The sequence below is a fragment of the Pseudomonas sp. Y3 TE3536 genome (assembly GCF_053629175.1).
On record NZ_JBRJHU010000001.1, the window covers coordinates 1195164 to 1219923 of the forward strand.

The following is a 24760-nucleotide window of genomic DNA, read 5'->3' on the forward strand; positions in this document are numbered from 1 at the left end:
AATCAACAACGCAACCTTTAGATCGTGCCTAAACTCCAAGCTGCGCGGGTGGGTGAAAAGCTTTCCCGACCTGGCAACCGAGTTGCCAGAAACCCTGACCCTTGGTTTAAGACAAATAGAGAACAAATGCTATGAAACGGATTCTTCTGGGTACTCTGTTCACCGTGGTCTCCCTCAATGCCATGGCTGAAGCGCCAGGCGGCCCGAACTGCGGCTGGGGCAACATGCTGTTCGAAGGCCAACGCGGTACGCCGGCTCACTTCCTGGCTTCCACCACCAACGGCACCTCCGGTAACGCCACCTTCGGCATGACCTCCGGCACCAATGGCTGCTCCACCAAGGCTTCGCTGACCTATGGCGGCAAGTCGTGGTTTGCCATGAATGGCATGATGAACGAGCTGTCCGAAGACATGGCCATGGGCAAAGGCGAGGCACTGACCACCTATGCCGTGGTACTGGGCGTAGCGCCGGAAGACCGTACTTACTTCGAGTCGGTCACCCACCAGCACTTCAGCCAGATCTTCAGCAGCGCCGACGTCACGGCCGAAACCGTGCACAGCAATACCCTGGCTGTTCTGAAGAACGACCCACGCCTGGCCAAATACGCCACCGAGGCTTAAGCGCACCATCCCCGCCCCCCTGTCGGGGCGGGTTTCGCCCTTTCTTTCGGCATCGTGAAGAAGTAGTTGCCCGATATGCTCAAACGCCTCGCTTACCTGGCGCTGTGTGCCTGCGCCCCTGTTCATGCTGCGCCTGCGCTGGATGAAGGCCGTCTTCAGCAATTGGCCAATAACCCCTACTGGATCGCCTTGGGCCATTACGAAACCGCCAAGCTGGGTGGTTGGCGCAGCTATGTGGACGATACCCAGTTCTTTCTCGCCGACGATGGCGCGCACCACCCGGACCAAGAGTTGCGGGCCACGGTGCAGGCCCTGTATGCACCCGCCAGCCTGGGCGACAAGCATGCCCAGTGCGTTTTCCCAGCGCGTACCCGCTGGCTCAAGGAGCAACTGGGGCTGACCGACCTGCCACAGCCCGACTGCCAGGAATTCAAGACCTGGTACACCTCGATCGACCCGCACAGCGCCGCGCTGATTTTTCCGGCGGCCTACCTGAACAGCCCTTCGTCGATGTTCGGCCACACCTTGCTGCGCATCGACCAGTCCAACACCCACAGCGACGACACCACGCTGCTGAGCTACGCGATCAACTTCGGCGCCTACATCGAAGGCAGCGACAACAGCATCCTGTATGCCTGGAAAGGCCTGATGGGCGGCTACCCAGGCCTGTTCGCGCTGATGCCCTACCAAGAGAAGCTGTCCGAGTACCGCAGCCTGGAAAACCGCGACCTGTGGGAGTACCAGCTGGACCTCACCCCGCAAGAGACCGGGCGCATGGTCGAGCATGTGTGGGAGCTGAAGCAGATCCAGTTCGACTATTTCTTCTTCGACGAGAACTGCTCGTACCGCCTGCTCGAACTGCTGCAGGTGGCGCGGCCAGGCCTGGATTTGACGTCGCAGTTCCCGCTGACCGCCATCCCAACCGACACGGTCAAGGCGGTGCGCCAGTCTGGCCTGGTGTCCAGCGTCAACTACCGGCCTTCGCGCGAGCGCGAACTGCTGGCCCGCGCCGAGCCGCTGGCCCCTCACGAAAAGCAGCAGGTGCTGGCTGTCAGCGCCGATACCGCACAGCTGCAAAGCCCTGAGTTCACTGCCCTGCCCCGCGAGCGCCAGGCGCTGGTACAGGACGCCGCCTACCGCCTGGAGCGTTACCGCGCCAATGGCCAGCAACGCGACCCAGGCCAGGCCACGCGCAGCTTCGAGCTGCTGCGCGCAATCAACCGCAACCCGCCGCCGGCGCTGGAAATCGAGCGCCCGGGGTTGCCCGAGGATGGCCACGATTCACGCACCTGGCAGCTGGGTGTCGGCACGCGGGAAGACCGCGCCTACGCCGAGTACGGCCTGCGCATGGCGTATCACGACCTCAACGACAACGCCTACGGCTTCCCGCTGGGCGCGCAAATCGAGATTCTGCAGCTGAAAGTCCGCCAGTACGAAGGCAACGACTGGCAGGTGCAGCGCCTGGACCTTGCCACCATCCGCTCGCTGACACCCCGCAATGCGCTGCTCAAACCGTGGTCATGGCAGGTGACCGGTGGCCTGGAACGGGTGCCGGGCAAGCATGACGACGAAGTGCTGGTCAGCCATGTGAATGGCGGCGCTGGCGGCACCTGGCAACTGGCCGACGAACTGCTGGGCTTCGCCCTGGGCACGGTGCGGGTCGAACACCACAATGATTTTGCCGAGTTCATCTCCCCGGCAGCCGGGTTCAACGGCGGCCTGCTCTGGCGCAACGGGCTGGGCAACATGACACTGGAGGCGAAGGGCGACTTCTTCACCAACGGCGAAGTGCGGCGCAGCGTGAGCCTGAATCAGCAATGGGAGATCAGCCGCAACCTGGGCCTGCGGTTAAGTGCCTCGCGCGAATTCAGCCACCTGGCGACGGCGCAGAACGAAGTGATGCTGGAGCTGAAGTGGTATCACTACTGACTCTTTGACACTGTTTTGACAGCTCGCCGACAAATCGCCCCCTAGACTCTCCAGCATCAATTGGAGGGTCTAGTGTTCATGTCGCGGTACTGGTTAGGCCTGTGCGTTGCCTTTTTGCTGTCAGGGTGCGAAACCACCCACGAACAGATGCTCGACCACGGTTACCCCCCCGCCTACGCCGATGGCTTCCAGGATGGCTGCAGCAGCGGCCGGCAGGCGGCCGGGGTGATGGCCGGCGACTTCCGCAAGGACGTGCCGCGCTACCTGCACAATCGCCAGTACGAAAGCGGCTGGGACGATGGTTTTCGCCAATGCCACGCCCTGCAGAACAGCGAAGAGCAGCGTCAATACCGTGACCGCTACTGGGACCAACGCGACCGTGACTGGGAGCACGAGAAGGACCGCGATGCCGCACGGGCCTATCGCCACGACTAGGTCGCAAACTGACATCCCTTGAAACCGGCGGCCTGCCATCATGGTCTCCTGCACAAGGAGGCCACCATGAGCCGAGCGTTCGTCAACGAAGACCAAGCTGCCGCCCAGGCCGACCAACCGGTTGAGCGACGGGTGAGCGAGCAGCCCAACTACGTCACGGCCAGTGGCCTGGCGCAATTGCAGCAGCGGGTAGCCGAACTCAATACATTGCGCAGCCAGTTGCAGGCCCAGGGCGAGCGTGCCGACAAGCAGCGCCTGGCCGATGCCGAGCGCGACCTGCGCTACTTCAGCGCACGGGTGCAGAGTGCCCAGGTGGTACCAGCCGCTACCTCGCGGGACAAGGTGCAGATCGGTAGCCGGGTAAGCTTTGTGGATGAGCAGGGCCAAGCGCATGAGGTGCAGCTGGTGGGGGAAGATCAGGCCGATGCGGGCCACGGGTTGATCAACTGGGGCTCGCCGCTGGGGCGGGCTTTGCTGGGCGCGGGGCCTGGGGATGAAGTGGTGTGGCGGCGGCCGGTGGGGGATCAGATGATCGAGGTGGTCGCTATCGAGGGTGAGGCTTGAGGGCCTTGGGGCTGCGCTGCAGCCCATTCGCGGCGCAAGGCCGCTCCCACAGGTTGCGCATTCCCCTTACATTTTGGGAGCAACTGTCCTGTGGTGCTTGCTCCCGCCTCATCGCTGGCCAGCTCCCACAGGTGCGGCGCTAGCCTTTGAGGCTACACAGTTCGGGTGGGAGCGGCCTTGTGCCGCGAATGGGCCGCAAAGCGGCCCTAGCGATCTTGGATCAGACCACGCCCTGCGCCAGCATGGCATCAGCCACTTTCACAAAGCCGGCGATGTTCGCGCCCTTGACGTAGTTGATCGTGCCATCCGCCTCTTCACCATAGTGAACACAGGCATGGTGGATCGACTGCATGATGTTGTGCAGCTTGCTGTCCACTTCACCGGCCGTCCACAGCAGGCGCATGGCGTTCTGCGACATTTCCAGGCCCGACACGGCCACGCCACCGGCGTTGGATGCCTTGCCCGGGGCGTACAGGATGCCTGCCTCGAGGAAGATATCCACCGCCTCAAGGGTGGTCGGCATGTTGGCGCCTTCGGCGACGCAGAAGCAGCCATTGCGCAGCAGGGTGCGGGCGTCTTCGGTGTCCAACTCGTTTTGCGTGGCGCACGGCAGGGCGATGTCGCACGGCAGGCTCCACGGGGTCTGGCCCTTGCGGAACTCAAGGCCGAACTCGCCCGCCAGCGTGCTGAGGCGGCCACGCTTGACGTTTTTCAGCTCCATCACGGCGTCCCACTGGGCGTCGCTGAGGCCGGCTTCGGCGTACAGGGTGCCTTCGGAATCGGACAGCGAGATAACCTTGCCGCCCAGGTCCATGACCTTGCGCGCAGCATACTGGGCCACGTTGCCGGACCCAGAAATGGCCACGCGACGGCCATCGATGCGCAGGTCACGGCGCTTGAGCATTTCTTCAGCGAAGTAGACGCAGCCGTAGCCGGTGGCTTCCGGGCGAATCAAGCTGCCGCCATAAGTCATGCCCTTGCCGGTCAGCACCGAGGTGAACTGGTTGGCCAGGCGCTTGTACTGGCCGAACATGAAGCCAATCTCGCGCGCGCCCACACCGATGTCACCGGCCGGTACGTCGAGGTCGGCGCCGATGTGGCGGTACAGTTCGCTCATGAACGCCTGGCAGAAGCGCATCACTTCCGCATCGCTCTTGCCCTTGGGGTCGAAGTCCGAGCCGCCTTTACCGCCACCCATGGGCAGCGAGGTCAGGGAGTTCTTGAAAACCTGCTCAAAGGCCAGGAACTTGAGCACGCTCAGGTTCACCGACGGGTGGAAGCGCAGGCCGCCCTTGTACGGGCCGATGGCGCTGCTCATTTGGATGCGGTAGCCGCGGTTGACCTGGACCTTGCCTTGGTCATCGACCCACGAAACACGGAACAGCACAGCGCGCTCGGGTTCGACCATGCGCTCCAGGATACCGGCCTGCAGGTAATGAGGGTTGGCTTCGAGGAACGGCCACAGGGTACGCAAGACTTCTTCCACCGCCTGGTGGAATTCAGGCTGGGCAGGATCGCGTTGCTTGAGGCGCGCGAGGAAATTGTCGACAGATTCGATCATGGTAGACATCTCACCAAGAGGGATTGGACTTATTGGTTTTTTTTCGAATGTACCAAGAAGCAATCGCACGAGAACAGGGCGCAATGTCGTTTTTTTGAAATTATTTGGTGCGTTTTATATAAATGTATACAAAATGATGAAAATATTGTTAGCAGAATCGGCCTCTTCGCGGGCAAGCCCGCTCCCACAGGGGCCTGTGAAAGACTGAGATTGCGGGTGATTGTGTGGGAGCGGGCTTGCCCCGCGAAAGGGCCAACGCCGATGCCTGCCAGGCACAAAAATGGGGCCCCTGAGGGCCCCATTCTAGTGCAGCTATAACCGGCTTACTGGGCCAGCTTCTTGTGCCGTACACGGTGCGGCTGGGCAGCAGCATCGCCCAGGCGCTTCTTGCGGTCGGCTTCGTACTCGGTGTAGTTGCCTTCGAAGAACATCACGTTCGAGTCGTCTTCGTACGCCAGGATGTGGGTCGCCACGCGGTCCAGGAACCAACGGTCGTGGGAAATCACAATGGCGGCGCCCGGGAAGTCCAGCAGGGCTTCTTCCAGGGAACGCAGGGTTTCGACGTCGAGGTCGTTGGACGGTTCGTCGAGCAGCAGGACGTTACCGCCCTCCTTCAGGGTCAGGGCCAGGTGCAGACGGCCACGCTCACCACCGGACAGGTCCTTGACGAACTTCTGCTGGTCGCCGCCCTTGAAGTTGAAGCGGCCCACGTAGGTGCGCGACGGGATCTCGTAGTTGCCGATGCGGATCTGGTCGGAACCGTCGGAGATCTGCTGGAACACGGTCTTGGAACCGTCCAGGTCTTCGCGGCTCTGGTCGACGCAGGCCAGTTGCACGGTTTCGCCGATTTCGATGCTGCCCGAGTCCGGTTGCTCCTTGCCCATCAACATGCGGAACAGGGTCGACTTACCGGCGCCGTTACCGCCGATCACGCCGACAATGGCGCCCTTCGGCATGGCGAACGACAGGTTGTCGATCAGCACACGATCGCCATAGCCTTTGGAAACGTTCTTGAACTCGATGACCTTGTCACCCAGGCGCGGGCCGGCCGGGATGTAGATCTCGTTGGTCTCGCTGCGCTTCTGGAACTCTTGCGACTGCATTTCTTCAAAGCGCTGCAGACGTGCCTTGGATTTGGACTGGCGGGCCTTGGCGCCTTTGCGCACCCACTCCAGTTCCTCTTTCATGGCCTTTTCGTGGGCGCTCTGCTGCTTGGATTCCTGCGCCAGACGGTCCGACTTGGCTTCCAGCCAGCCCGAGTAGTTGCCTTCGTACGGGATGCCGGCACCGCGGTCCAGTTCGAGGATCCAGCCGGCGACGTTGTCGAGGAAGTAACGGTCGTGGGTAATCGCTACCACGGTGCCCGGGAAGTCGTGCAGGAAGCGCTCCAGCCAGGCCACCGAGTCGGCGTCCAGGTGGTTGGTTGGTTCGTCGAGCAGCAGCATGTCGGGGGCCGACAGCAGCAGGCGGCACAGGGCCACACGGCGCTTTTCACCACCGGACAGGTGTTCGATTTTCGCGTCCCAGGCCGGCAGGCGCAGGGCGTCGGCGGCGACGTCCAGCTGGCGCTCGAGGTTGTGGCCGTCGGCAGCCTGCAGGATCGACTCGAGCTTGGCCTGTTCGGCGGCCAGCTTGTCGAAGTCGGCGTCGGGTTCGGCGTAGGCGGCGTAGACCTCGTCCAGGCGAGCCTGGGCGTCCTTGATCACGCTGACCGCTTCCTCGACCACTTCACGCACGGTCTTGGCGGGGTCGAGTTGTGGTTCCTGCGGCAGGTAGCCGACGTTGATGTCGGGCATCGGACGGGCTTCGCCGTCGAATTCCTTGTCGACGCCCGCCATGATGCGCAGCAGGGTCGATTTACCCGCGCCGTTCAGGCCGAGTACGCCGATCTTGGCGCCTGGGAAGAACGACAGGGAGATGTTCTTGAGAATTTCGCGCTTCGGCGGCACGACCTTGCTCAGCCGATGCATGGTGTAGACGTATTGAGCCAAAACCAAGCCCTCTAAATAGGTAAAGACATCGACCAACGCCCCGGCAGTGGGCCAGGGGGATGTGTTTACGGGGTGTCATTGAACAAAGTCGACCATTCTACGCCAACGCGCGGCGTTGCATAGGAGGGTCGGATGGTGGGGTTACGGGGAAGAAATGCTTATGCCTGTGCTGGCCTCTTCGCGGGCAAGCCCGCTCCCACAGGGACAGCACAAACCCCAAAAGCTTGCGCATTACCCGCCCCCCAGGAACAGCACAAACCCAAAGCTTGAGCATTACCCGATCCCATAGGGACAGCACAAACCCCAAAGCTTGCGCAGTACCCTCTCCCAGGAGCAGCACAAACCCCAAAGCTTGCGCATTACCCACTCCCCCAGGAACAGCACAAACCCCAAAGCTTGCACAGTACTTGTGGGAGCGGGCTTGCCCCGCGAAGAGGCCAGAACTGACCTTGAAAAGCTCAGACGTGACGCTGCTTTACCTTGCCCCGCGGCAACCGGCAACGGTCGCCCTGCTCGGCCAGGCGCGCGGCCCAGGCAGACTTGACGCTGAACCCGCCACTGCGGGCAGGCTGCTCAACCGCCTTGGCCGGCTGCGCCGCAGACACGCTAACGACCTTGGCCGCAGGCTTGGCCGCGACCGCGGTCACTGCCGGTGCTGCCACGGCTGCCGGTGCTGCTGCCGCCTTGGCGGTCTTGCGCAGTTCGGCCAGCGACGGGGCCTTGCTTTTCGAGGCGGCGGCCGCCTCCGGTTTGACCAGCGAACGCTGGCACGACTTGCAAGATACGTCCGCGGTCACGGCAGTGCTGACAAGGGTCTGACTGCTGCGCCCACAGGCGGAATCGAGGCCATTGGAGGAAAAGTGAGTAACCAAAACCGAACATCTCCGAAGCGTTGTCATTGAAGCGGGCGGCATTCTCGCACAGGTTGCAGGGGCTTGCCGAACCACAGGGCGCCACCACGACCGTCGGCAGGGCGACCATCACCGGACAAGGGGACTGGCACTTTGCCATAATCCTAGGCATGCTAGCCCGTTTAGGGTGTCCGGCCTTATAGTGCGCCACCGCGGTCTGGCAACCAGACACCGGCACCAACCGTGCATGATCAATCCCTGCCATCGCCAGCCCAATCGCAGGACCAACGCTTGACCAATCTCTCTCAACCGTCGTCGCTGCGTCCCGCACCAATGGCCCCCGTCGCTTCCCTGCGCGGGTCGATCAAGGGTGCGCTGGCCCTGTTGGCCCTGATTCTGCTGGGCCTGTTGCTGTGGCAGCTGTTCGCCCAGTTCCGCCACACCCAAGCCGACCTGCGCAAGCAAAGCCTGGAGGCCACCGCGGAGCTTGCCGACCACCTCAGCCTGAACATGGCGTTGAAGGCCCAGCAGGCCGTGAATGTGGTGCAGCCCTACGTCAATGCGCCGACGCCGGCAGCCCTGCCCAGCCTGCTCGATACCCTGCGCACCCGCCTGCCCGCCCTGCGTGACCTGGCCTGGCTAGACACCAGCGGGCAGGTCCGCGCCGACAGCCTGGCCGGCAGCCCTGACCGCCAATTGATTGGCGAGCTGCTGACGCTGAACCAGGGTCGCCCGTATTTCTTTGCCAACTCGGCGGACAACCGCACCATTTACCTGTTGCTGCGCCAGTCCACCGAGCAGGATCGCGGCTACTGGTTGCTGCGCCTGTCCGACGCGTATTACCGCACCCTCACCGTGCACCTGGACAGCCCAGGCCACCCCTTGTGGCTGCTGGAAAACAGCCGCAACGGCGCGGTGCTGGACCGCCACGCCATCGCCCAGACCAGCCCGGCACCGCTGCAGAGCGTGATGCTGGCGTTCATCGACAACAGTACCTGGCAACTGCGCGGCCTGTTCGACGCCCAGCGGGCCCAGCAGAAGCTGCTGCCGGCACTGATCGGCAAGTGCCTGCTGGTGCTGTTCTGCGCCCTGCTGCCAGTGCTGGCGTTGATCAATATGCGCCGCCGCCAGCGCGCGCTGCAGGAAGACCGCCGGCGCTATCAGGAAATTTTCGAAGGCACCGGTGTTGCCTTGTGCGTGCTCGACCTTTCCAGCCTGCCCGGCCAGCTCGACCGCTACCACCTGCGCAACCATGCTGCGCTCAAGCACAGCTTGGCCCTGGACCCTAACCTGCGCCGCTCGCTGTTGCAGGAGTTGAAGATCACCGAGATCAACCAGGTGGCGCGCCAGTTGCTCAACGTCGAATGCCACGAAGGTGCCTGGCAGCGGCTGATCGACGGCAGCGGCGATGGCCGCGACAGCATCGGCATGCAACTGATCGATGCACTGATCGAACAGCGCTCGCTGCTGGAACTGGAAGTGCGCCTGCCCGCACCGCTGGGCGGCGAACTGCACCTGTGGCTGATGGCCCGCCTGCCGCTGCAACGCCGCGACTACCAGGCGGTGATCCTCAGCATCAGCGACATCACCAGCCGCAAACAAGTGGAGCTGTCCCTGCTCGAACGCGAGAGTTTCTGGTCGGACGTGGTGCGTACCGTGCCCGACCAGCTCTACGTGCAGGACGTGCCGAGCCAGCGCATGATCTTCAGCAACCGCCACCTCGGCCAAACCCTGGGCTACGACCGCACCGAGCTGGCACAGATGGGCGACCGCTTCTGGGAGTTGCTGCTGCACCCCGAAGACGCCACGCACTTCCAGGCCCTGCGCCAGCATCAACGAGCCACCGGCCACAGCCAGCCACTGCACTGCCAACTGCGCTTCCGTCACCACGACGGTGGCTGGCGCTGCTACGACATTCGCGAACAGGTGCTGACCCGCGACCACGACGGCCAGGTGACGCGCATCATCGGCGTGGGCAAGGACGTTACCGTACAGATCGAGGCCAGCCAGTCGCTGCGCGACAGCGAACAGCGCTACCGCATGCTGGCCGAAAGCATCAGCGACGTGATTTTCTCCACCGACAGCCAACTGCAGCTCAACTACGTCAGCCCCTCGGTCAAAGCGGTACTGGGTTATCAGGCTGAGTGGATCTTCGACAACGGCTGGCAATCGATCATCGCCAACCCGGCCCAGCTGACCGGCATCTACAGCCTGATGGAGCGCGTCAGCAATGCCATGGGCGACGGCGAGCAACTGGCCCAGTTGCGTGGCCAGTTGCCCACCCAACTGTTCCTGTTCGACTGCCTGCGCGCCGATGGCCGCAAGATCCCGATCGAGCTGCGCCTGGTATTGGTGTGGGACGACCAGGAACGCTTCGAAGGCGTGCTTGGGGTTGGCCGCGACATCAGCCAGCAACGCCGCGCCGAAAAAGACCTGCGCATGGCCGCCACGGTATTCGAGCACTCCACCTCGGCCATCCTCATCACCGACCCGGCCGGCTACATCGTCCAGGCCAACGAAGCGTTCAGCCGGGTCAGCGGCTATGCCGTCAACGACGTGCTCGACCAGCTGCCTGGCATGCTCACCGTCGAGCAACAGCAGGAAGGCCACCTGCGCTACGTGGTCAAGCAGTTGCACCAGCGTGGCAGCTGGGAAGGCGAAGTGTGGCTCAAGCGCCGCGACGGCGACCACTACCCGGCCTGGGTCGGCATCACCGCAGTGCTGGACGACGAAGGCGACCTGGCCAGCTACGTGTGCTTCTTCACCGACATCAGCGAGCGCAAGGCCAGCGAGCAGCGCATCCACCGCCTGGCCTACTACGACGCCCTCACCCACCTGCCCAACCGCACGCTGTTCCAGGACCGCCTGCACACGGCCCTGCAACAGGCCGAACGGCAAAAGGCCTGGGTGGTGCTGATGTTCCTCGACCTAGACCGTTTCAAGCCGATCAACGACTCCCTCGGCCATGCCGCAGGCGATCGCATGCTCAAAGACATGGCCCTGCGCCTGCTGGCCTGCGTGGATGACGACGACACCGTGGCACGCATGGGCGGCGACGAGTTCACCTTGCTGCTGCAACCGCGTGCGACCCGCGAGATGGCGCTGAACCGCGCCATCCATGTGGCCGAGAACATCCTCGCCAGCCTGGTACGGCCCTTCGTGCTGGAGAACCGCGAGTTTTTCGTTACGGCCAGTATCGGCATCGCCCTCAGCCCGCAAGATGGCAGCGAACTGAGCCAGCTGATGAAAAACGCCGACACCGCGATGTACCACGCCAAGGAGCGCGGCAAGAACAACTTCCAGTTCTACCAGGCCGAGATGAACGCCAGTGCCCTGGAGCGCCTGGAGCTGGAAAGCGACCTGCGCCATGCCATGGAGCAGAACGAGTTCATCCTCTACTACCAGCCGCAGTTCAGTGGCGATGGCAAACGCCTGACCGGCGCCGAAGCCTTGCTGCGCTGGCGCCACCCCACCCGCGGCCTGGTGCCGCCGGGCGACTTCATCCCGGTGATCGAAGAGCTGGGCCTGGTGGTGGATGTCGGCGACTGGGTACTGCGTGAGGCCAGCCGCCAACTCAAGGCCTGGCACAAAGCCAAAGTGCGGGTGCCGAAGGTGTCGGTAAACATCTCGGCGCGGCAGTTCTCCGACGGCCAGCTGGGCACGCGCATCGCCACCATCCTGGAAGACATCGGGCTGCCGCCGGCGTGCCTGGAACTGGAGCTGACCGAAAGCATCCTGATGCGCGAGGTAAATGAGGCCTTGCAGATTCTCGCCAGCCTGAAGAATCTTGGCCTGAGCATTGCGGTGGACGACTTTGGCACCGGGTACTCGTCGCTCAACTACCTCAAGCAGTTCCCCATCGACGTGCTGAAGATCGACCGCACCTTCGTCGACGGCTTGCCCGAGGGCGAGCAGGACGCGCAGATTGCCCGGGCGATCATTGCCATGGCCCACAGCCTGAACCTGGCGGTAATCGCCGAAGGCGTGGAAACCCATGAGCAGCTGGAGTTCTTGCGTGAACATGGTTGCGACGAGGTGCAGGGTTACCTGTTCGGGCGGCCGATGCCGGCGCATCAGTTCGAGGCGCAGTTCGCCAACGAGACGCTGTTCATGTTCCAGTAGAATTCCACTGCCGTCTTTTTTGTAGGAGCAGCCTTGTGCTGCGAAGAGGCCGGCGACCGCGCCCTGAATCTTTGCTGCTGTCACCGGCCTCTTCGCAGCACAAGGCTGCTCCTACAGGCACAGCGCCGACGTTGTATTTTGCACCGCAAAAAAACGGACCTTGAAGTCAACTCCAGCCCAGACAGGGCGCGGGATGCAACATGAAGGCCTTTGGTCCGCGACTTGACGTCACTTCATATGCCATGCCCGAAGCAATCGGTTAGAATGCCCCCCCAATTCAGCCCGATCCTTGAGGACCGCCATGTTCAGCCGTGATTTGACCATTGCCAAGTACGACGCCGAGCTCTTCGAAGCCATGCAGCAAGAAGCTCTGCGCCAGGAAGAGCATATCGAGCTGATCGCTTCGGAAAACTACACCAGCCCGGCTGTCATGGAAGCCCAGGGTTCGGTTCTGACCAACAAGTACGCTGAAGGCTACCCAGGCAAGCGTTACTACGGTGGTTGCGAATACGTCGACGTGGTCGAGCAACTGGCCATCGACCGCGCCAAAGAGCTGTTCGGCGCCGACTACGCCAACGTCCAGCCGCACGCTGGCTCCCAGGCCAACGCCGCCGTTTACCTGGCCCTGCTGTCGGCCGGTGACACCATCCTGGGCATGAGCCTGGCCCACGGTGGTCACCTGACCCACGGCGCCAGCGTCAGCTCTTCGGGCAAGCTGTACAACGCCATCCAGTACGGCATCGACGGCAACGGCCTGATCGACTACGACGAAGTCGAGCGCCTGGCTGTAGAGCACAAGCCGAAGATGATCGTTGCCGGCTTCTCGGCCTACTCGCAGGTGCTGGACTTCCCACGCTTCCGCGCCATTGCCGACAAGGTCGGTGCCTACCTGTTCGTCGACATGGCCCACGTTGCTGGCCTGGTTGCCGCTGGCGTGTACCCGAACCCTGTACCGTTCGCCGACGTGGTCACCACCACCACCCACAAGACCCTGCGCGGTCCACGTGGCGGCCTGATCCTGGCCCGTGCCAACGCCGACATCGAGAAGAAGCTGAACTCCGCTGTCTTCCCAGGCGCCCAAGGCGGCCCGCTGGAGCACGTCATCGCGGCCAAGGCGATCTGCTTCAAAGAAGCCCTGCAGCCTGAGTTCAAGGCTTACCAACAGCAAGTGGTGAAGAACGCCCAGGCCATGGCCAGCGTGTTCATCGAGCGTGGCTTCGACGTCGTTTCCGGCGGCACCCAAAACCACCTGTTCCTGCTGTCGCTGATCAAGCAGGAAATCTCTGGTAAGGACGCTGACGCCGCACTGGGCAAAGCCTTCATCACCGTCAACAAGAACTCGGTACCGAACGACCCACGTTCCCCGTTCGTCACCTCGGGCCTGCGTTTCGGCACCCCAGCCGTGACCACCCGTGGCTTCAAAGAAGCAGAGTGCAAGGAACTGGCCGGCTGGATCTGCGACATCCTGGCTGACCTGAACAACGAAGCGGTGATCGATGCCGTGCGTGAGAAGGTCAAGGCCATCTGCAAGAAGCTGCCGGTTTACGGCAACTGATTAGCGCCAGCCTGATGTGAAAAAGCCCGGCCTTGCGCCGGGCTTTTTTGTGTTTGCCCGCCTTGCGGAACCTGTTCCAAATGGGCCCCCTGCGCAAGACACCCTAGCCTGCAGCCTCCCCCACGCCAAACCGGAGGCACCCCATGGCAGATAACAAAACACGTTCCTTTACAACCACCCTGCAGATCGCCGAATCACCGGTGAACAGCCTGGACTGCCTGTGCACAGGGCCCGTGTGCCTGGTCACACCCACCGAAGTGCCGGGGTACGCCATTGGAGGCGCCCACGCACTCGGCATGCTCAGCGGCACGGACGATGATTGGCAGCACGGTCAGGACTTGGGGTTGATCCCGTTCGACAAAGGCGACGATCAGTGCGCGATGCTGCTGTATTTTCGCTACAGCGATGCGGGTTATCGACTGTATGTGCGCAGCGGGCCTCATCTTGGTAAAGGCATATTCACCACCGCCGAAGGCCTGGTGGCCGCTCAGGCCATCACGGCGCAAGACCCTAGCCTGTGGACCTTGGTCGATGCGCAAACCGGCGCCCCGTTCGACCTGGCACAACTTGAAGATGACCGGCGAGAAATCCAGATGATCGCCAGCAACGGCCACCCCATGGAGATCCACAACCTCTACCCGGTGGGCGGCTTTCTGGCATGCTACGCCGCTGCCCAGCAATGCACCCTAAGCCTGTTGATCACGCAACGCGGGGTGGATTGGCTGAACACCTGATGTCGCCTGCATGGGCCTTCACGTATTACCCTGTGCCGCTTCAAAACCCGAGCGCGCACAGGACCCTGCCTTGACCAGAGAGCAACTCGAAACCCATCAAATCCCGGTCTACTTCGCAGCCGTGCTCGCAGCCCTTGCCTTCGGCGTGCTGGCCACCGACACCGCACACCACCTGCAAGCCCTGATCACCCCCGCCATTGCCGTGCTGATGTACGCGATGTTCCTGCAGATCCCCTTCCTCGACCTGCGCCAAGGCCTGGGCAACCGCCGCTTCATCAGTGCACTGCTACTGGCCAACTTCGTCCTCATCCCACTGCTGGTCTGGGCAATCACCCGCGGCTTGGTCGCGCACCCGGCCATCCTGATCGGCGCCCTGCTGGTGTTGCTAACCCCCTGCATCGACTACGTGGTGGTGTTCACCCACATCGGCAAAGGCGACTCACGCCAGACCCTCGCCGCCACGCCGCTGCTGCTGTTGGTGCAATTGGTCCTGCTGCCGGTGTACCTGGCGTTGATGCTGGGTGACGACAACGCTGTGGCAATTTCCATCGCGCCCTTCGTGGAAGCGTTTGCACTGTTGATTGTATTGCCGATGATTCTCGCCGTGCTGACCAGCGCCAGCGCCCGCCGCTCCCGCGCGGCATCGAAGTGGAACGACGCCTGGGCGTGGATGCCGGTGCCGGCGATGGCATGCGTGCTGGTGGTGGTGATCGGCTCGCAGATTGCCGCCGTGCTGCGCGATTTCGAGCGCTTGCTGCCCGTGATCCCGGTGTACCTCGGCTTCATGCTGCTGGCGCCCGTGATCGGCTTTGCCACCGCGCGGCTGATGCGTTTGCCAGTGGCCGAGGTGAGGTCGGTGACGTTCAGCGCTTCGACGCGCAACTCGCTGGTGGTGTTGCCGTTGGCGTTGGCGTTGCCGGAAGACCTGCGCGGGTTGGCGGCGGCAGCGGTGATTACCCAAACGCTGGTGGAGTTGGTGAGCGAGTTAATTTATGTGCGCGTCGTGCCCGCATGGGTGCGAGACAGATGAGGCTATGAGGGTTCAGCAAACGCTGAACCTTTTGCTTGCACCTGGCCGAACGTATGCTGATAGAATGCGATAAATTCTCATTAACATCTATCGTATCCCGTGCAGTCCACCTCATCGGCAAATCATCACCCGCATCAGGCCATCGATCAGCTCTACAGCCACCACCACGGCTGGCTGCAGACCTGGCTGCGCAAGCGCTTGGGCAGTGCCGCCGATGCTGCGGACCTGGCCCAGGATACCTTCGTGCGGCTGCTCAGCAGCGCAACCGGCGAGGCGCTGAACTACACGGCCCCGCGCGCCTATCTGGCCACAATCGCCAATCGCCTGGCCCTCAACTTCTATCGCCGCCGCTCGCTGGAGCACGCCTACCTGGCCGCGCTGGCGGAAACGCCAGAAGCGCTGGCACCGTCGCTGGAACACCAGGCGCTGGTGCTCGAAGCCCTCGATGAAATCGACCAGGTACTCGCCCTCCTGCCCGCTCAAAGCCGACAGGCGTTTCTGATGGCGCAGCTGGAAGGCTATACCCAAGAAGAGATCGCCAGCCGGCTCAAGCTCAGCGTCCGTACCGTGCAACGCCACCTGGCGCGGGCGTTTGAAGAATGCATCGTGCTCGCCAGTACGCACGATGAGTAATGCACCCATCGACCGGCGCATTGCCCGCGAAGCCGCCAGCTGGTTCGTGCGCTTGCAGAGCAGCAGCGCCGGCGCCGCCGAACATGCCGCCGGCGCCGAATGGCGGGCGCGGCACGCTGACCATGAGCGCGCCTGGCAACTGGCCGAGCGCTTCAGCAGCCGTGCCCAGCAACTTAGCGGGGACCCCACCCGCGCGGCGCTGGAGCGCCCGCGCAGCCTGGAACGCAGGCAGGCACTCAAGACCCTTGCATTGCTGATTGCCACCGCCCCGCTTGGCCTCGCAGCCTACCGCGGGCTGCCGTGGCGCGAGTGGCAGGCGGACGTGCGCACGGCCACCGGGGAGCAGCGCAGCGTGCCCTTGCCGGATGGCGGGCAACTACGCCTGAACACCGGTAGCGCGGTCGATATCGCCTACGACGACAGCGTTCGCCGCGTGCGCCTGATCGCCGGTGAGATGCTGGTCGAAGTACCCCGTGAGCCTGCCAGGCGCCCGTTTATCGTCGATACCGCCGAAGCGCACATCAGCCCGCTCGGCAGCCGCTTGCTGGTGCGTCAGTACCCAGGCAGCACATTCCTCGCCGCGCTGGAGGGCGCTGTCGAAGTGCGCCCGCGCCTGGCACGGGGTGACGACGGCCTGGTGCGCCTGGCGGCCGGCCAGCAAACCCAGGTCAGCCTCCAGGCTGTGCAGCCCCCCATGCCGCTGGCCGAGCAGCGCCTCGACTGGCTCAACCATGTGCTGCGGGTCGAAAAGACGCGCCTGGATGACTTCATCAGCGAGCTGGGGCGCTATCGGCCTGGCTTGCTGCGTTGCGACCCCGCCGTGGCCCGGCTGCTGATCTCCGGCACCTTCCAACTGCGCGACACCGATCAGATTCTGCGCGCCTTGAGCCAGACGCTGCCGGTGGACATCCACTTCCGCACGCCCTACTGGGTCACCGTCACGGCGCGCGCGAATACGTAACAAGAATCATTGTCGTGTTTTGCTCAGGTTGCGTGTCCCTACCGTAAGCACATCACTTTTACAGGGCGGGACGAACACATGGCGACGACGCAGGGCATGCAACCATTGGCGCGGGCAGTACACGCTGCTGCATTGGGCCTGATCATCACAGGTGGCGGCCTGACTGCAGCCGTGTCGCAAGCCGCCGAGCACAGCGCGCAGCAGGGCCGGACCTTTCAGGTGCCCGCCGGCAACCTGAGCAGCGCCCTTTCCGATTTCGCCAGCCAAGCCGGTATCACCCTGCCAATCGAACCAGGCCTGGTCGAAGGTTTGCGCAGCCCAGGCCTGAACGCCGCCACCAGTGTGGAAGGCGGCTTGCAGCAACTGCTGCAAGGCACCGGCCTGCAAGCGTCACCGCAAGGCAATGGCCTTTACCTGCTGACACCACAGGCCACGGGCACTGGCCTGGAACTGGGCGCTACCAGCATTACCGGCCAAGGCTTGGCAGCGACTACCGAAAACAGCGGGTCGTACACCACCGGCACGATGCAGACGGCCACCAAGCTGCCCTTGAGCCTGCGCGAAACCCCGCAGGCCGTCAGCGTGGTCACGCGCAAGCGGATGGACGACAAGGCCATGACCACCATCAGCGATGTGGTCAAAAGTGCGCCGGGGATCTTCCTCAGCAACTCCGGCGGCGCCGGCCGCCCCTCTTTCAGTGCCCGCGGTTTTGACGTCGACAACATCATGTACGACGGCTTCCCCACCAGCTTCCTGACTTACCTGCCCAGCGGCGAAGCCAACCTGGCCATGTACGACCGCGTCGAGATCGTGCGTGGGGCCACCGGGTTGGCCCAGGGCGCCGGCAACCCCGGGGGTGCCATCAACCTGGTACGCAAGCGCCCGACCCATGAATTCCAGGGCACCCTCACCGGCAGTGCCGGCAGTTGGGACGATTACACCGGCACGCTGGACATCGGCGGCCCATTGAATGAAACCGGCACCCTGCGCGCCCGTACCGTGGTCTCCAAGCAAGACGCCAAAAGCTTCCGCGACTCGGTGGAGAGTGACCATGACCTGTTCTACGGCGTGGTCGACGCCGACCTGAGCGAAAGCACCACCCTCACCCTCGGCGCCTACCGGCAGAAAAACCACACCAACTACATTTGGGGCGGTTTGCCCATGGCCCGTGGCGGCGGCCACCTCGGGCTGCCGCGCGACACCTTCCTCGGCCATGACTGGGAATATTCCGACAACCGCACCACCGGCTATTTCGCCACCCTCGAGCAAGGCTTAGCCAACGACTGGACACTGCGCCTGGCGGCCATGCAGACCAAGACCGACACCGACGTGCTGGCCTCTTCGATATGGGAATACGACCGCCACTACCTGTGGACCGAAGCCATGGAGCAGAAGGAAAAAGGCTACGACCTGGCCGTCAACGGCCCCTTCCAGTTGCTAGGTCAAACCCATGACCTGACCGTTGGCGTCAGCAAGCGCCAGCTGGATTATCGGTCTGGCAAGGCCTGGAGCGATTTCATCGACGCCGGCAGCAACCTCTTCGAATGGAACCCCCGCGGCCATGCCAAGCCGGATTACGTCACGGGCCCCAACGGCCTCCCCGAGACCACCACCCAGGACAGCGTCTATGCCAGCAGCCGCCTGCGTTTGACCGACCCGCTGTCGCTGATTCTGGGTGGCCGTCTCGACTGGTACGAATTCGATGACAGCGAAAGCAGCGAGAACAACTACAAAATCACGCGCAACCTGACCCGCTATGCCGGCCTGGTCTACGACCTGGACACCAACCACTCGGTCTACGTCAGCTACACCGATATCTTCAAGCCGCAGACCAGCAAAGGCCTGGACAGCAAAGTGCTCGACCCTGTGGTGGGCGAAAACTACGAAGTGGGCATCAAGGGCGAGTACTTTGGTGGCGCACTGAACGCCAGCCTGGCGGTTTTCCAGATCGACCAAAAGAACCGCGCCCAAGAGCTGCCCGACGTCAAAGGGTGCGGTTCAGGCGCCGCCAGTGCCTGCTACGAGGCCGCTGGCCTGGTGCGCAGCAAAGGTATCGACCTCGAAATCCAGGGTGCCCTGACCGACAACTGGCAACTGGCTGCCGGCTACACCTACACCCAGACCAAATATGTCAGCGACGCCAACAAAGCCCGCGAAGGCGAAGACTTCGACCGCGCCAAACCGCGCCAGCTGTTCAAGCTGTCGACGATCTACACCCTGCCCGGCGAACTGCAGCGCTGGCGCGTGGGTGGTGATATCTACCAACAGAGCCGCATCCGCACTTCGGGGGGCGCGGGGGCGACTGCATGGGAAAACCAGCAAGGCTCGTACACCGTGGTGGGGTTGGTGGCAGGCTACCAAGCCAGCGAACAGCTGGACCTGCAGGTCAACGTCAACAACCTGTTCGACCGGACTTACTACAGCAGCGTGGCCAATGGTGGGTGGAGCCCGTATGACATTTATGGCGACCCACGGAACGTGAAACTGACTGCGCGGTATAGCTTCTAGGAGACGGTGCGCTTCGCCATCAGTAGGCGTATTGGACACATCTGGAAAATCTGCAGATGAGCCTCCACGCTGCAAAGTCTGCACAATGATCCTCATAAGCGCAGACAGCGCTCGATGAGTTCAGGGTGGCGAATTCAGTGGCTTGCACCAGCGCGACGTGAAGTCGGGCAGCCTTGCAGGCTGGTCGACGCACGGCATCGGTTAGCAATTCACAGACACGCCCTTTGAGCATTTGTATACGTTGCATGCCATAAGGGATTCCCGTACATTCGATATGCGCACAGTAATTGAAACCCCTACGTTCCAAAAAATCGCTGCCAAATTGTGGACTGATGAAGAACGAGTGGCTTTCATTGACTGGATTGCGGTCAATCCGCTAGCCGGGGATGTCATTCCGGGTGCAGACGGCGCGAGAAAAGTACGATGGAGCTGCGCAGGATCGGGCAAATCCGGGGGCGCACGCGTGATTTATTTCAACCTGACCGAGGATGAAATTGTGTTATTGGTCACGATTTACGCTAAGGCAGAGCGTGCCAACATCAGCCCCGCTGAAATCAGCAAGGTGGTATGACATGCGTGATATCGATATTGAAAGTGTTGCAAAAGCCATTGAGGCCGACGCAGGCGAGCCGTTGCCTGACCTACGCCAAGCGCTAAACGAAGCCAAGCAGGGGGTTGGACGCGTTACGACACCGGAGCAAATCCTGGTTCGCCAAGCTCGCGAGCGCTGCGGACTAACTCAGGTCTCATTCGCCGAGCGAATTGCCACACCCGTAGCGACTTTGCGCGATTGGGAACAGGGCCGCTTCGTGCCTCCAGGCGGGGTATTGTGCCTGATGCGCTTAATTCTCAAGCACCCTGAACTGACTCAGGAACTTGCGACGCACTGACTTTACTTCTGCGCACTATCGCCGGCCAGACCGCCGGCGATAGCACCCTACCGCCGGTCACAGAGCATTCATTTCAGCAATATCCCGCGCCACCTGATCCGCAGAGTGGTCAAACATCACCTGCTCCTGCGCATCCAGCGGCAACTCGATCACCCGCACAATCCCCTCCTCCGCCAGCACACACGGCACCCCCATGGCGATATCGGTTCGCCCGTATTCGCCCTCCAGCACCACCACCGCCGGCAAAATGCGATTTCGCCCATTGGCGATGGCATCCACCATCTGCGCAATCGCTACACCCGGCGCATCACAGGCACTGCCCATTTTCTTCAACCCCAAAATCTCACCGCCCCCCTTGCGCGTGCGCTCCACAATCCGCTCTATCTGCTCGCTGGACAGGAAGTGCGACAACGGCACCGACCCCACCTGGCAGTAGCGCATCAACGGCACCATGCTATCGCCATGCCCGCCCAGCACCAGCGCCGTGATATCCCGAGCAGAAAACCCCGTCTCCTCGGCAATGAAGCACTTCATGCGCGCGGTATCCAGCACCCCCGCCTGCCCGAACACCTTGTTACGGCCCTGCCCGCTGAGCGACCAGGCGCGATAAGTCAGCACGTCGACGGGGTTCGACACCACCAGCACCGTCGCCGCTGGCGCATGGCGTTTGATATCCCGCATGACGCCATCGAGAATCGGCAGGTTGATACTCAGCACATCCTGCCGCGACTGCCCCGGCTTGCGCGGCACGCCTGCCGTGATCACCACCAGCTCAGACCCCTCCAGCATGTCGGCCTTGGCCCCGCCGTAAACCCGCGTATCGGACCCAGCCTCGACCGCCGCCTGCCACACATCCAGCGCCTTGCCCTGCGCCAACTCACCCTGCACATCGATCAACGCCAGCTCACGGCAGAACTCATCCCGGGCGATGATCTGAGCCGCCGCCTCGCCCACCATCCCGGCACCCACGATTGATAGCTTGTTCACCTGACACCTCCCTGCGGCGCGTGCCACCAGGAACACGCCTGCGTATAGAGAGAAGTATTGCCTGCTAATGCCCAAAGGCCACCCTGAGGTGGCCAGTGGTCGTTCTAGAGGAGGGACGGTTGGCTTTCAGGCACTACGCCGGTTAATCGACCGGGCACTGTTCGCGCTGTGACATCACCTTCCCGCACTGCTCACTGGCCAGGCGGCTGATGATCTGGATCGCTTGATGGATGCCAGCCGTGTTGCGGAAGCTCAGGCGCGGGTTGTGTTCGCATTCCAGCATTTCGTCGTGCTGGACCAAGGCTTCGCCGAGCAGTTCTAGGGTCCAGGCGTAGCTTTGAATGGTGGAGAGGCGTTCGTGGTCAGTCATGGGGGGCCTCCTGGGGTTTGGAGGTGGGGTGGGATTGGGTGTTGAGGGGGTAGAAACGGTGGGGGGTGGCGGCCGGCGAAGGGCGGCGGCGGAGAGCGGATGCGAGGATCCTTAACGGACTTAAAGTGAGCATGCATGAGGTCCTTTTCGGTTGAAGCACCACGCTGACCGTCGCCAAACGATTAGGGTGGCAGCTGTACGCGGGTTGGCGAACCGAGGAAAAGGAACCCGGCAGACCCTAAGGTCTCCCACGCACAGCCGCCATTACACGAAACTGCGGACGCAAAAAAAGCGCCTGCAATCGTGATCGGGGCGCCGTTGCGCCTTTTCGTACGGGTCGCCAAACCCGGTCGCGGAATGGTCCGCGACTTGAGCAAGTTATCTGGGTGGGCTTGGTATTGCAAGGTTCGGGGGTGTGTGAATATTCGCCGAGAAGCGTAGGTTTCTCGGCGCTGGCCAAGGACTCTACTGTCGAGGCTGAACGATCAATTCTGGGCAGCGTGGCGCATCCAGCTTCCGATACGTCCCGGCGCTTTTCAGCGGAGCAAGCTACGAATCACCACAAACAGTATTACCGAGCCCACAATCCCAGAGGCGACCAGCCAGCCCGTTGAGGCCATCGCGTGGAAAAACCCAGGGAAGAGTGGCGTCTTCTCAAGCTTCACAAGCACAAGGCAGAGCCATGGCATGAGGATGACGTAAAGCAGTGGAACATAAACGATTGTCTGAAGGACCAGTGTCAGTCCGCCAGCCCAGTCGTTCCAGTCGTGTGGTTTGGCCATGGTGTTTTCCTTTTCTTGAATGGGATGAGTGAATCATCCGCTTCCTACTGACTCAACCCCGATTCATACGGCCGGGGCACCGAGACTACTACCAAACGCTTGACTGGGGCAGAGACAGGAATCGTATCAACATGAAAGGGGCTGAATTCAATGGGTATTTTTCTTCATGATACAACTCTTTATCTCTAAATTTATCCTCAGCCTATTTCCAGGCTTCCGACCACTGCGAAAAAGTCATGACAGGGTGATGGAAGGCGCTGAAGAGTTCAGCTATCCATTCGCCAAAGCCAAGCTCAGACTCTTCTCGGGGATGGCATCTTTCGATCCAAAGCGACCTTTTGCATATGCCAGCTATCGGTAAAATGTAGTCGTACTCTAGATGTGGCCTAGCTTTGAAACTTCTAGGGAGCGATGCAGGCTGCTGATGGTATGCGGCAGCCTACAGGTTCCGTTTTTTCTGCTTGGCTTATACCGATTCCGGAAGAAGCTCTCAGAAAGCTTGAGCCAATAAAAGCTGGTGCGAATTTATGTTAATTTATTGCGCACTGTTAAATATTTTGAAATTTTGCTTTTAGCAGGACACCCCTTTTCACTCCTTCAGAATGAGTTTCATCTAAAACATCAAAGAAAGTCTTTCCATCCACATGGCAAGAATAGTAGTGAAGGTCCATATAGCTCAGCGCCGAGCAAGGGATTCCCGTGGATTTAAATGGCCTTAATAGATTATCCATATAAGCCGATCGATCCTCATCGAACAACTCCTTAACTACCGCAAGACCGAATAACTTTCGACCAACAAGATCCACCTCGATGACTTCATCGTCAAGCTTAAATTTTAATATTTTATTTTGACCTGCATGATTTATAGCCCCGATCAATTGCCGGACTGCCTTATCTAAATGGCTGACAGTTTTACTCTTTTTTCGGCTTATTGAAGTTGATAGTAAGGAGGCTGTATTTGGACTGTCTTTTGCTTGGACGATAAGAGCGTGTTTTTCAGTGACGACTAAAATATCTGAGAACTCCTCGCCATTATCCAGTCGGATAGGATTTAAAAATATATCATCACATGGAAATATTTTTTTCAGCAGCAGAAAAATATCTAACTCTTGTTGATCCCCAGGCTCTTTGCGTTCTAGACTGTAATATAGGGGTTGTAGCTCGCTGGACGGGGTGCATATTAAGTTTGTCGTATCAATGAAATGACTAAACTCAGGGTATACGGATGAGGTAAAATTAACAGAAAAAGTATTTTGTGAATTATTGTCTTTTGCAGTATGATAGCAAGCGTTCACAATATTTTCAAAATCAAATTCACTATCTGATTGGCGCACACGCAGAATTAATTTTTTCTTAAATTCTTGAAATCTTTCAGCGGTTTCAATTTTCGCTAGCTGACCAAAAAATTCGCGATTGTGTTCGTCGAAACCATAGACTTGAAACTCCCCTTGACTCAATAGCTCTATCAGATCTCTTGAATGTTCGACATCATAGAGCGTACTGGTCAGACTGAGCGGCTCGTCTGGAATATCGAAAATAAGTGTAAGAAGCGCATGCGCTCGGACACCCTTGAATTCATATTCGACGAAGGACAGTTTAAACCCATTGCATGTCTTTATGGCGAGCAATGCTTCTTTGCTCATTTTTACAACTAAAATCAATTTATCGGCATCGGTCCTCAGTGCTAGAAGACCAATATCGTGGTGCTCGAGAATATTTTTTATTCCGGGATTGTGAAGACTGAGCATAACATTCCTTGATATAGAATCACGATTATAAGACAGAAGTTTTTTTGCAAAGAATTATCTACATTTTCTTTCGAGCCGCTTCAGTTTTATAGTGACGTCCTCGTATCTGTAAATCCATCCAGCCCCCAATAGTGGCACACTGCCAAATCCCTGTAAATGCAATTGCTAGATGATCGATCTTTTAAAACCAGGGCATGGCTCATGAAAATTTGGCACTGAGTAATTGGGCTATGTAGCGTGCCGGCCTCTGACGAAATAAATCCCCAAATAATCCTAACCAATATCTGGTCATTGCCAGCGCCTTGCCGTCATGTGAATTCGATTGTAGCTTCAACTCATTGCATCATGCAGTATGCACTATGTCTAGCAAATCACCCAAGCCAAGTTTAGCGCGGGAAATGGTTAAACTTTTGCCGCCTACCCTTATTACTCAGCGGCAAAAGCATGTCAGCAACCACAAAACCAATTCTGATGTTTCGTGTTGGATAC

The 24760-nt window shown here is 60.7% G+C and carries 20 protein-coding genes; 13 read left to right on the forward strand and 7 right to left on the reverse strand.

The window, feature by feature from the left end:
- Window positions 1-131: 131 nt before the first annotated feature.
- From AB7M33_RS05405 to AB7M33_RS05420, 4 genes are all read left to right on the forward strand, one after another.
- A complete protein-coding gene (locus tag AB7M33_RS05405) occupies window positions 132-620 on the forward strand; it encodes a DUF3015 domain-containing protein (RefSeq protein WP_027594526.1) in 489 nt (162 codons plus the stop codon).
- A 75-nt stretch (window positions 621-695) separates the two neighbouring features.
- Window positions 696-2549, forward strand: a complete 1854-nt coding sequence (locus AB7M33_RS05410) for an Lnb N-terminal periplasmic domain-containing protein (protein ID WP_454242539.1) — start codon at window positions 696-698, stop codon at window positions 2547-2549.
- Window positions 2550-2627: 78 nt separating this feature from the next.
- Entirely contained in the window at window positions 2628-2984 is a 357-nt protein-coding gene (locus AB7M33_RS05415) for a hypothetical protein (protein WP_099430863.1), read from the forward strand.
- A gap of 66 nt (window positions 2985-3050) precedes the next feature.
- A complete protein-coding gene (locus AB7M33_RS05420; protein WP_274888083.1) occupies window positions 3051-3548 on the forward strand; it encodes a GreA/GreB family elongation factor in 498 nt (165 codons plus the stop codon).
- A 220-nt stretch (window positions 3549-3768) separates the two neighbouring features.
- Here the strand turns inward: AB7M33_RS05420 and gdhA are convergent, their stop codons facing one another.
- The 3 genes from gdhA to AB7M33_RS05435 form a co-directional block, all read right to left on the reverse strand.
- Window positions 3769-5109 (reverse strand): NADP-specific glutamate dehydrogenase, encoded by a 1341-nt coding sequence (gene gdhA / locus AB7M33_RS05425; RefSeq protein WP_099428289.1) that lies wholly within the window; start codon window positions 5107-5109, stop codon window positions 3769-3771.
- A gap of 323 nt (window positions 5110-5432) precedes the next feature.
- A complete protein-coding gene (gene ettA / locus AB7M33_RS05430) occupies window positions 5433-7100 on the reverse strand; it encodes an energy-dependent translational throttle protein EttA (protein ID WP_027594531.1) in 1668 nt (555 codons plus the stop codon).
- Window positions 7101-7558: 458 nt separating this feature from the next.
- The gene (locus tag AB7M33_RS05435; protein WP_454242540.1) at window positions 7559-7972 is read right to left on the reverse strand and encodes a hypothetical protein; all 414 of its coding nucleotides are present in this window, start codon (window positions 7970-7972) and stop codon (window positions 7559-7561) included.
- 270 nt (window positions 7973-8242) lie between these two features.
- Here AB7M33_RS05435 and AB7M33_RS05440 point away from each other — a divergent pair, with 270 nt between their 5' ends.
- The 9 genes from AB7M33_RS05440 (at window position 8243) to AB7M33_RS05480 (ending at window position 20384) form a co-directional block, all read left to right on the forward strand.
- The gene (locus AB7M33_RS05440) at window positions 8243-12073 is read left to right on the forward strand and encodes a sensor domain-containing protein (RefSeq protein ID WP_454242541.1); all 3831 of its coding nucleotides are present in this window, start codon (window positions 8243-8245) and stop codon (window positions 12071-12073) included.
- A gap of 301 nt (window positions 12074-12374) precedes the next feature.
- On the forward strand, window positions 12375-13628 hold the full coding sequence (gene glyA, locus AB7M33_RS05445; RefSeq protein ID WP_027594534.1) for a serine hydroxymethyltransferase: 1254 nt from the start codon (window positions 12375-12377) through the stop codon (window positions 13626-13628).
- 143 nt (window positions 13629-13771) lie between these two features.
- Window positions 13772-14362, forward strand: a complete 591-nt coding sequence (locus AB7M33_RS05450; RefSeq protein WP_454242542.1) for a hypothetical protein — start codon at window positions 13772-13774, stop codon at window positions 14360-14362.
- 70 nt (window positions 14363-14432) lie between these two features.
- Window positions 14433-15392, forward strand: coding sequence for an arsenic resistance protein (locus AB7M33_RS05455; protein WP_454242543.1), 960 nt, complete (start codon window positions 14433-14435; stop codon window positions 15390-15392).
- Window positions 15393-15491: 99 nt separating this feature from the next.
- Window positions 15492-16025 (forward strand): sigma-70 family RNA polymerase sigma factor, encoded by a 534-nt coding sequence (locus AB7M33_RS05460; RefSeq protein WP_027594537.1) that lies wholly within the window; start codon window positions 15492-15494, stop codon window positions 16023-16025.
- Complete coding sequence (locus AB7M33_RS05465) at window positions 16018-16986, forward strand: FecR domain-containing protein (protein ID WP_027594538.1); 969 nt, start codon at window positions 16018-16020, stop codon at window positions 16984-16986. The genes AB7M33_RS05460 and AB7M33_RS05465 overlap by 8 nt, the downstream gene beginning before the upstream one ends.
- 78 nt (window positions 16987-17064) lie before the next feature.
- Window positions 17065-19494 carry a TonB-dependent siderophore receptor gene (locus AB7M33_RS05470; protein WP_454242544.1) on the forward strand — a complete coding sequence of 810 codons (2430 nt, stop codon included), beginning with the start codon at window positions 17065-17067 and terminating at the stop codon, window positions 19492-19494.
- A gap of 274 nt (window positions 19495-19768) precedes the next feature.
- On the forward strand, window positions 19769-20065 hold the full coding sequence (locus AB7M33_RS05475) for a type II toxin-antitoxin system RelE/ParE family toxin (protein ID WP_454242545.1): 297 nt from the start codon (window positions 19769-19771) through the stop codon (window positions 20063-20065).
- A gap of 1 nt (window position 20066) precedes the next feature.
- A complete protein-coding gene (locus AB7M33_RS05480; RefSeq protein WP_186683146.1) occupies window positions 20067-20384 on the forward strand; it encodes a helix-turn-helix domain-containing protein in 318 nt (105 codons plus the stop codon).
- Window positions 20385-20441: 57 nt separating this feature from the next.
- Here the strand turns inward: AB7M33_RS05480 and AB7M33_RS05485 are convergent, their stop codons facing one another.
- The 4 genes from AB7M33_RS05485 to AB7M33_RS05500 form a co-directional block, all read right to left on the reverse strand.
- Window positions 20442-21371, reverse strand: coding sequence for a malate dehydrogenase (locus AB7M33_RS05485; protein WP_454242546.1), 930 nt, complete (start codon window positions 21369-21371; stop codon window positions 20442-20444).
- A 142-nt stretch (window positions 21372-21513) separates the two neighbouring features.
- Complete coding sequence (locus tag AB7M33_RS05490; RefSeq protein WP_027594543.1) at window positions 21514-21741, reverse strand: hypothetical protein; 228 nt, start codon at window positions 21739-21741, stop codon at window positions 21514-21516.
- Between the two features lie 536 nt (window positions 21742-22277).
- Complete coding sequence (locus AB7M33_RS05495; RefSeq protein ID WP_085274297.1) at window positions 22278-22523, reverse strand: hypothetical protein; 246 nt, start codon at window positions 22521-22523, stop codon at window positions 22278-22280.
- Window positions 22524-23071: 548 nt separating this feature from the next.
- Window positions 23072-24271, reverse strand: coding sequence for a hypothetical protein (locus tag AB7M33_RS05500; protein ID WP_454242547.1), 1200 nt, complete (start codon window positions 24269-24271; stop codon window positions 23072-23074).
- Window positions 24272-24760 lie beyond the last annotated feature (489 nt).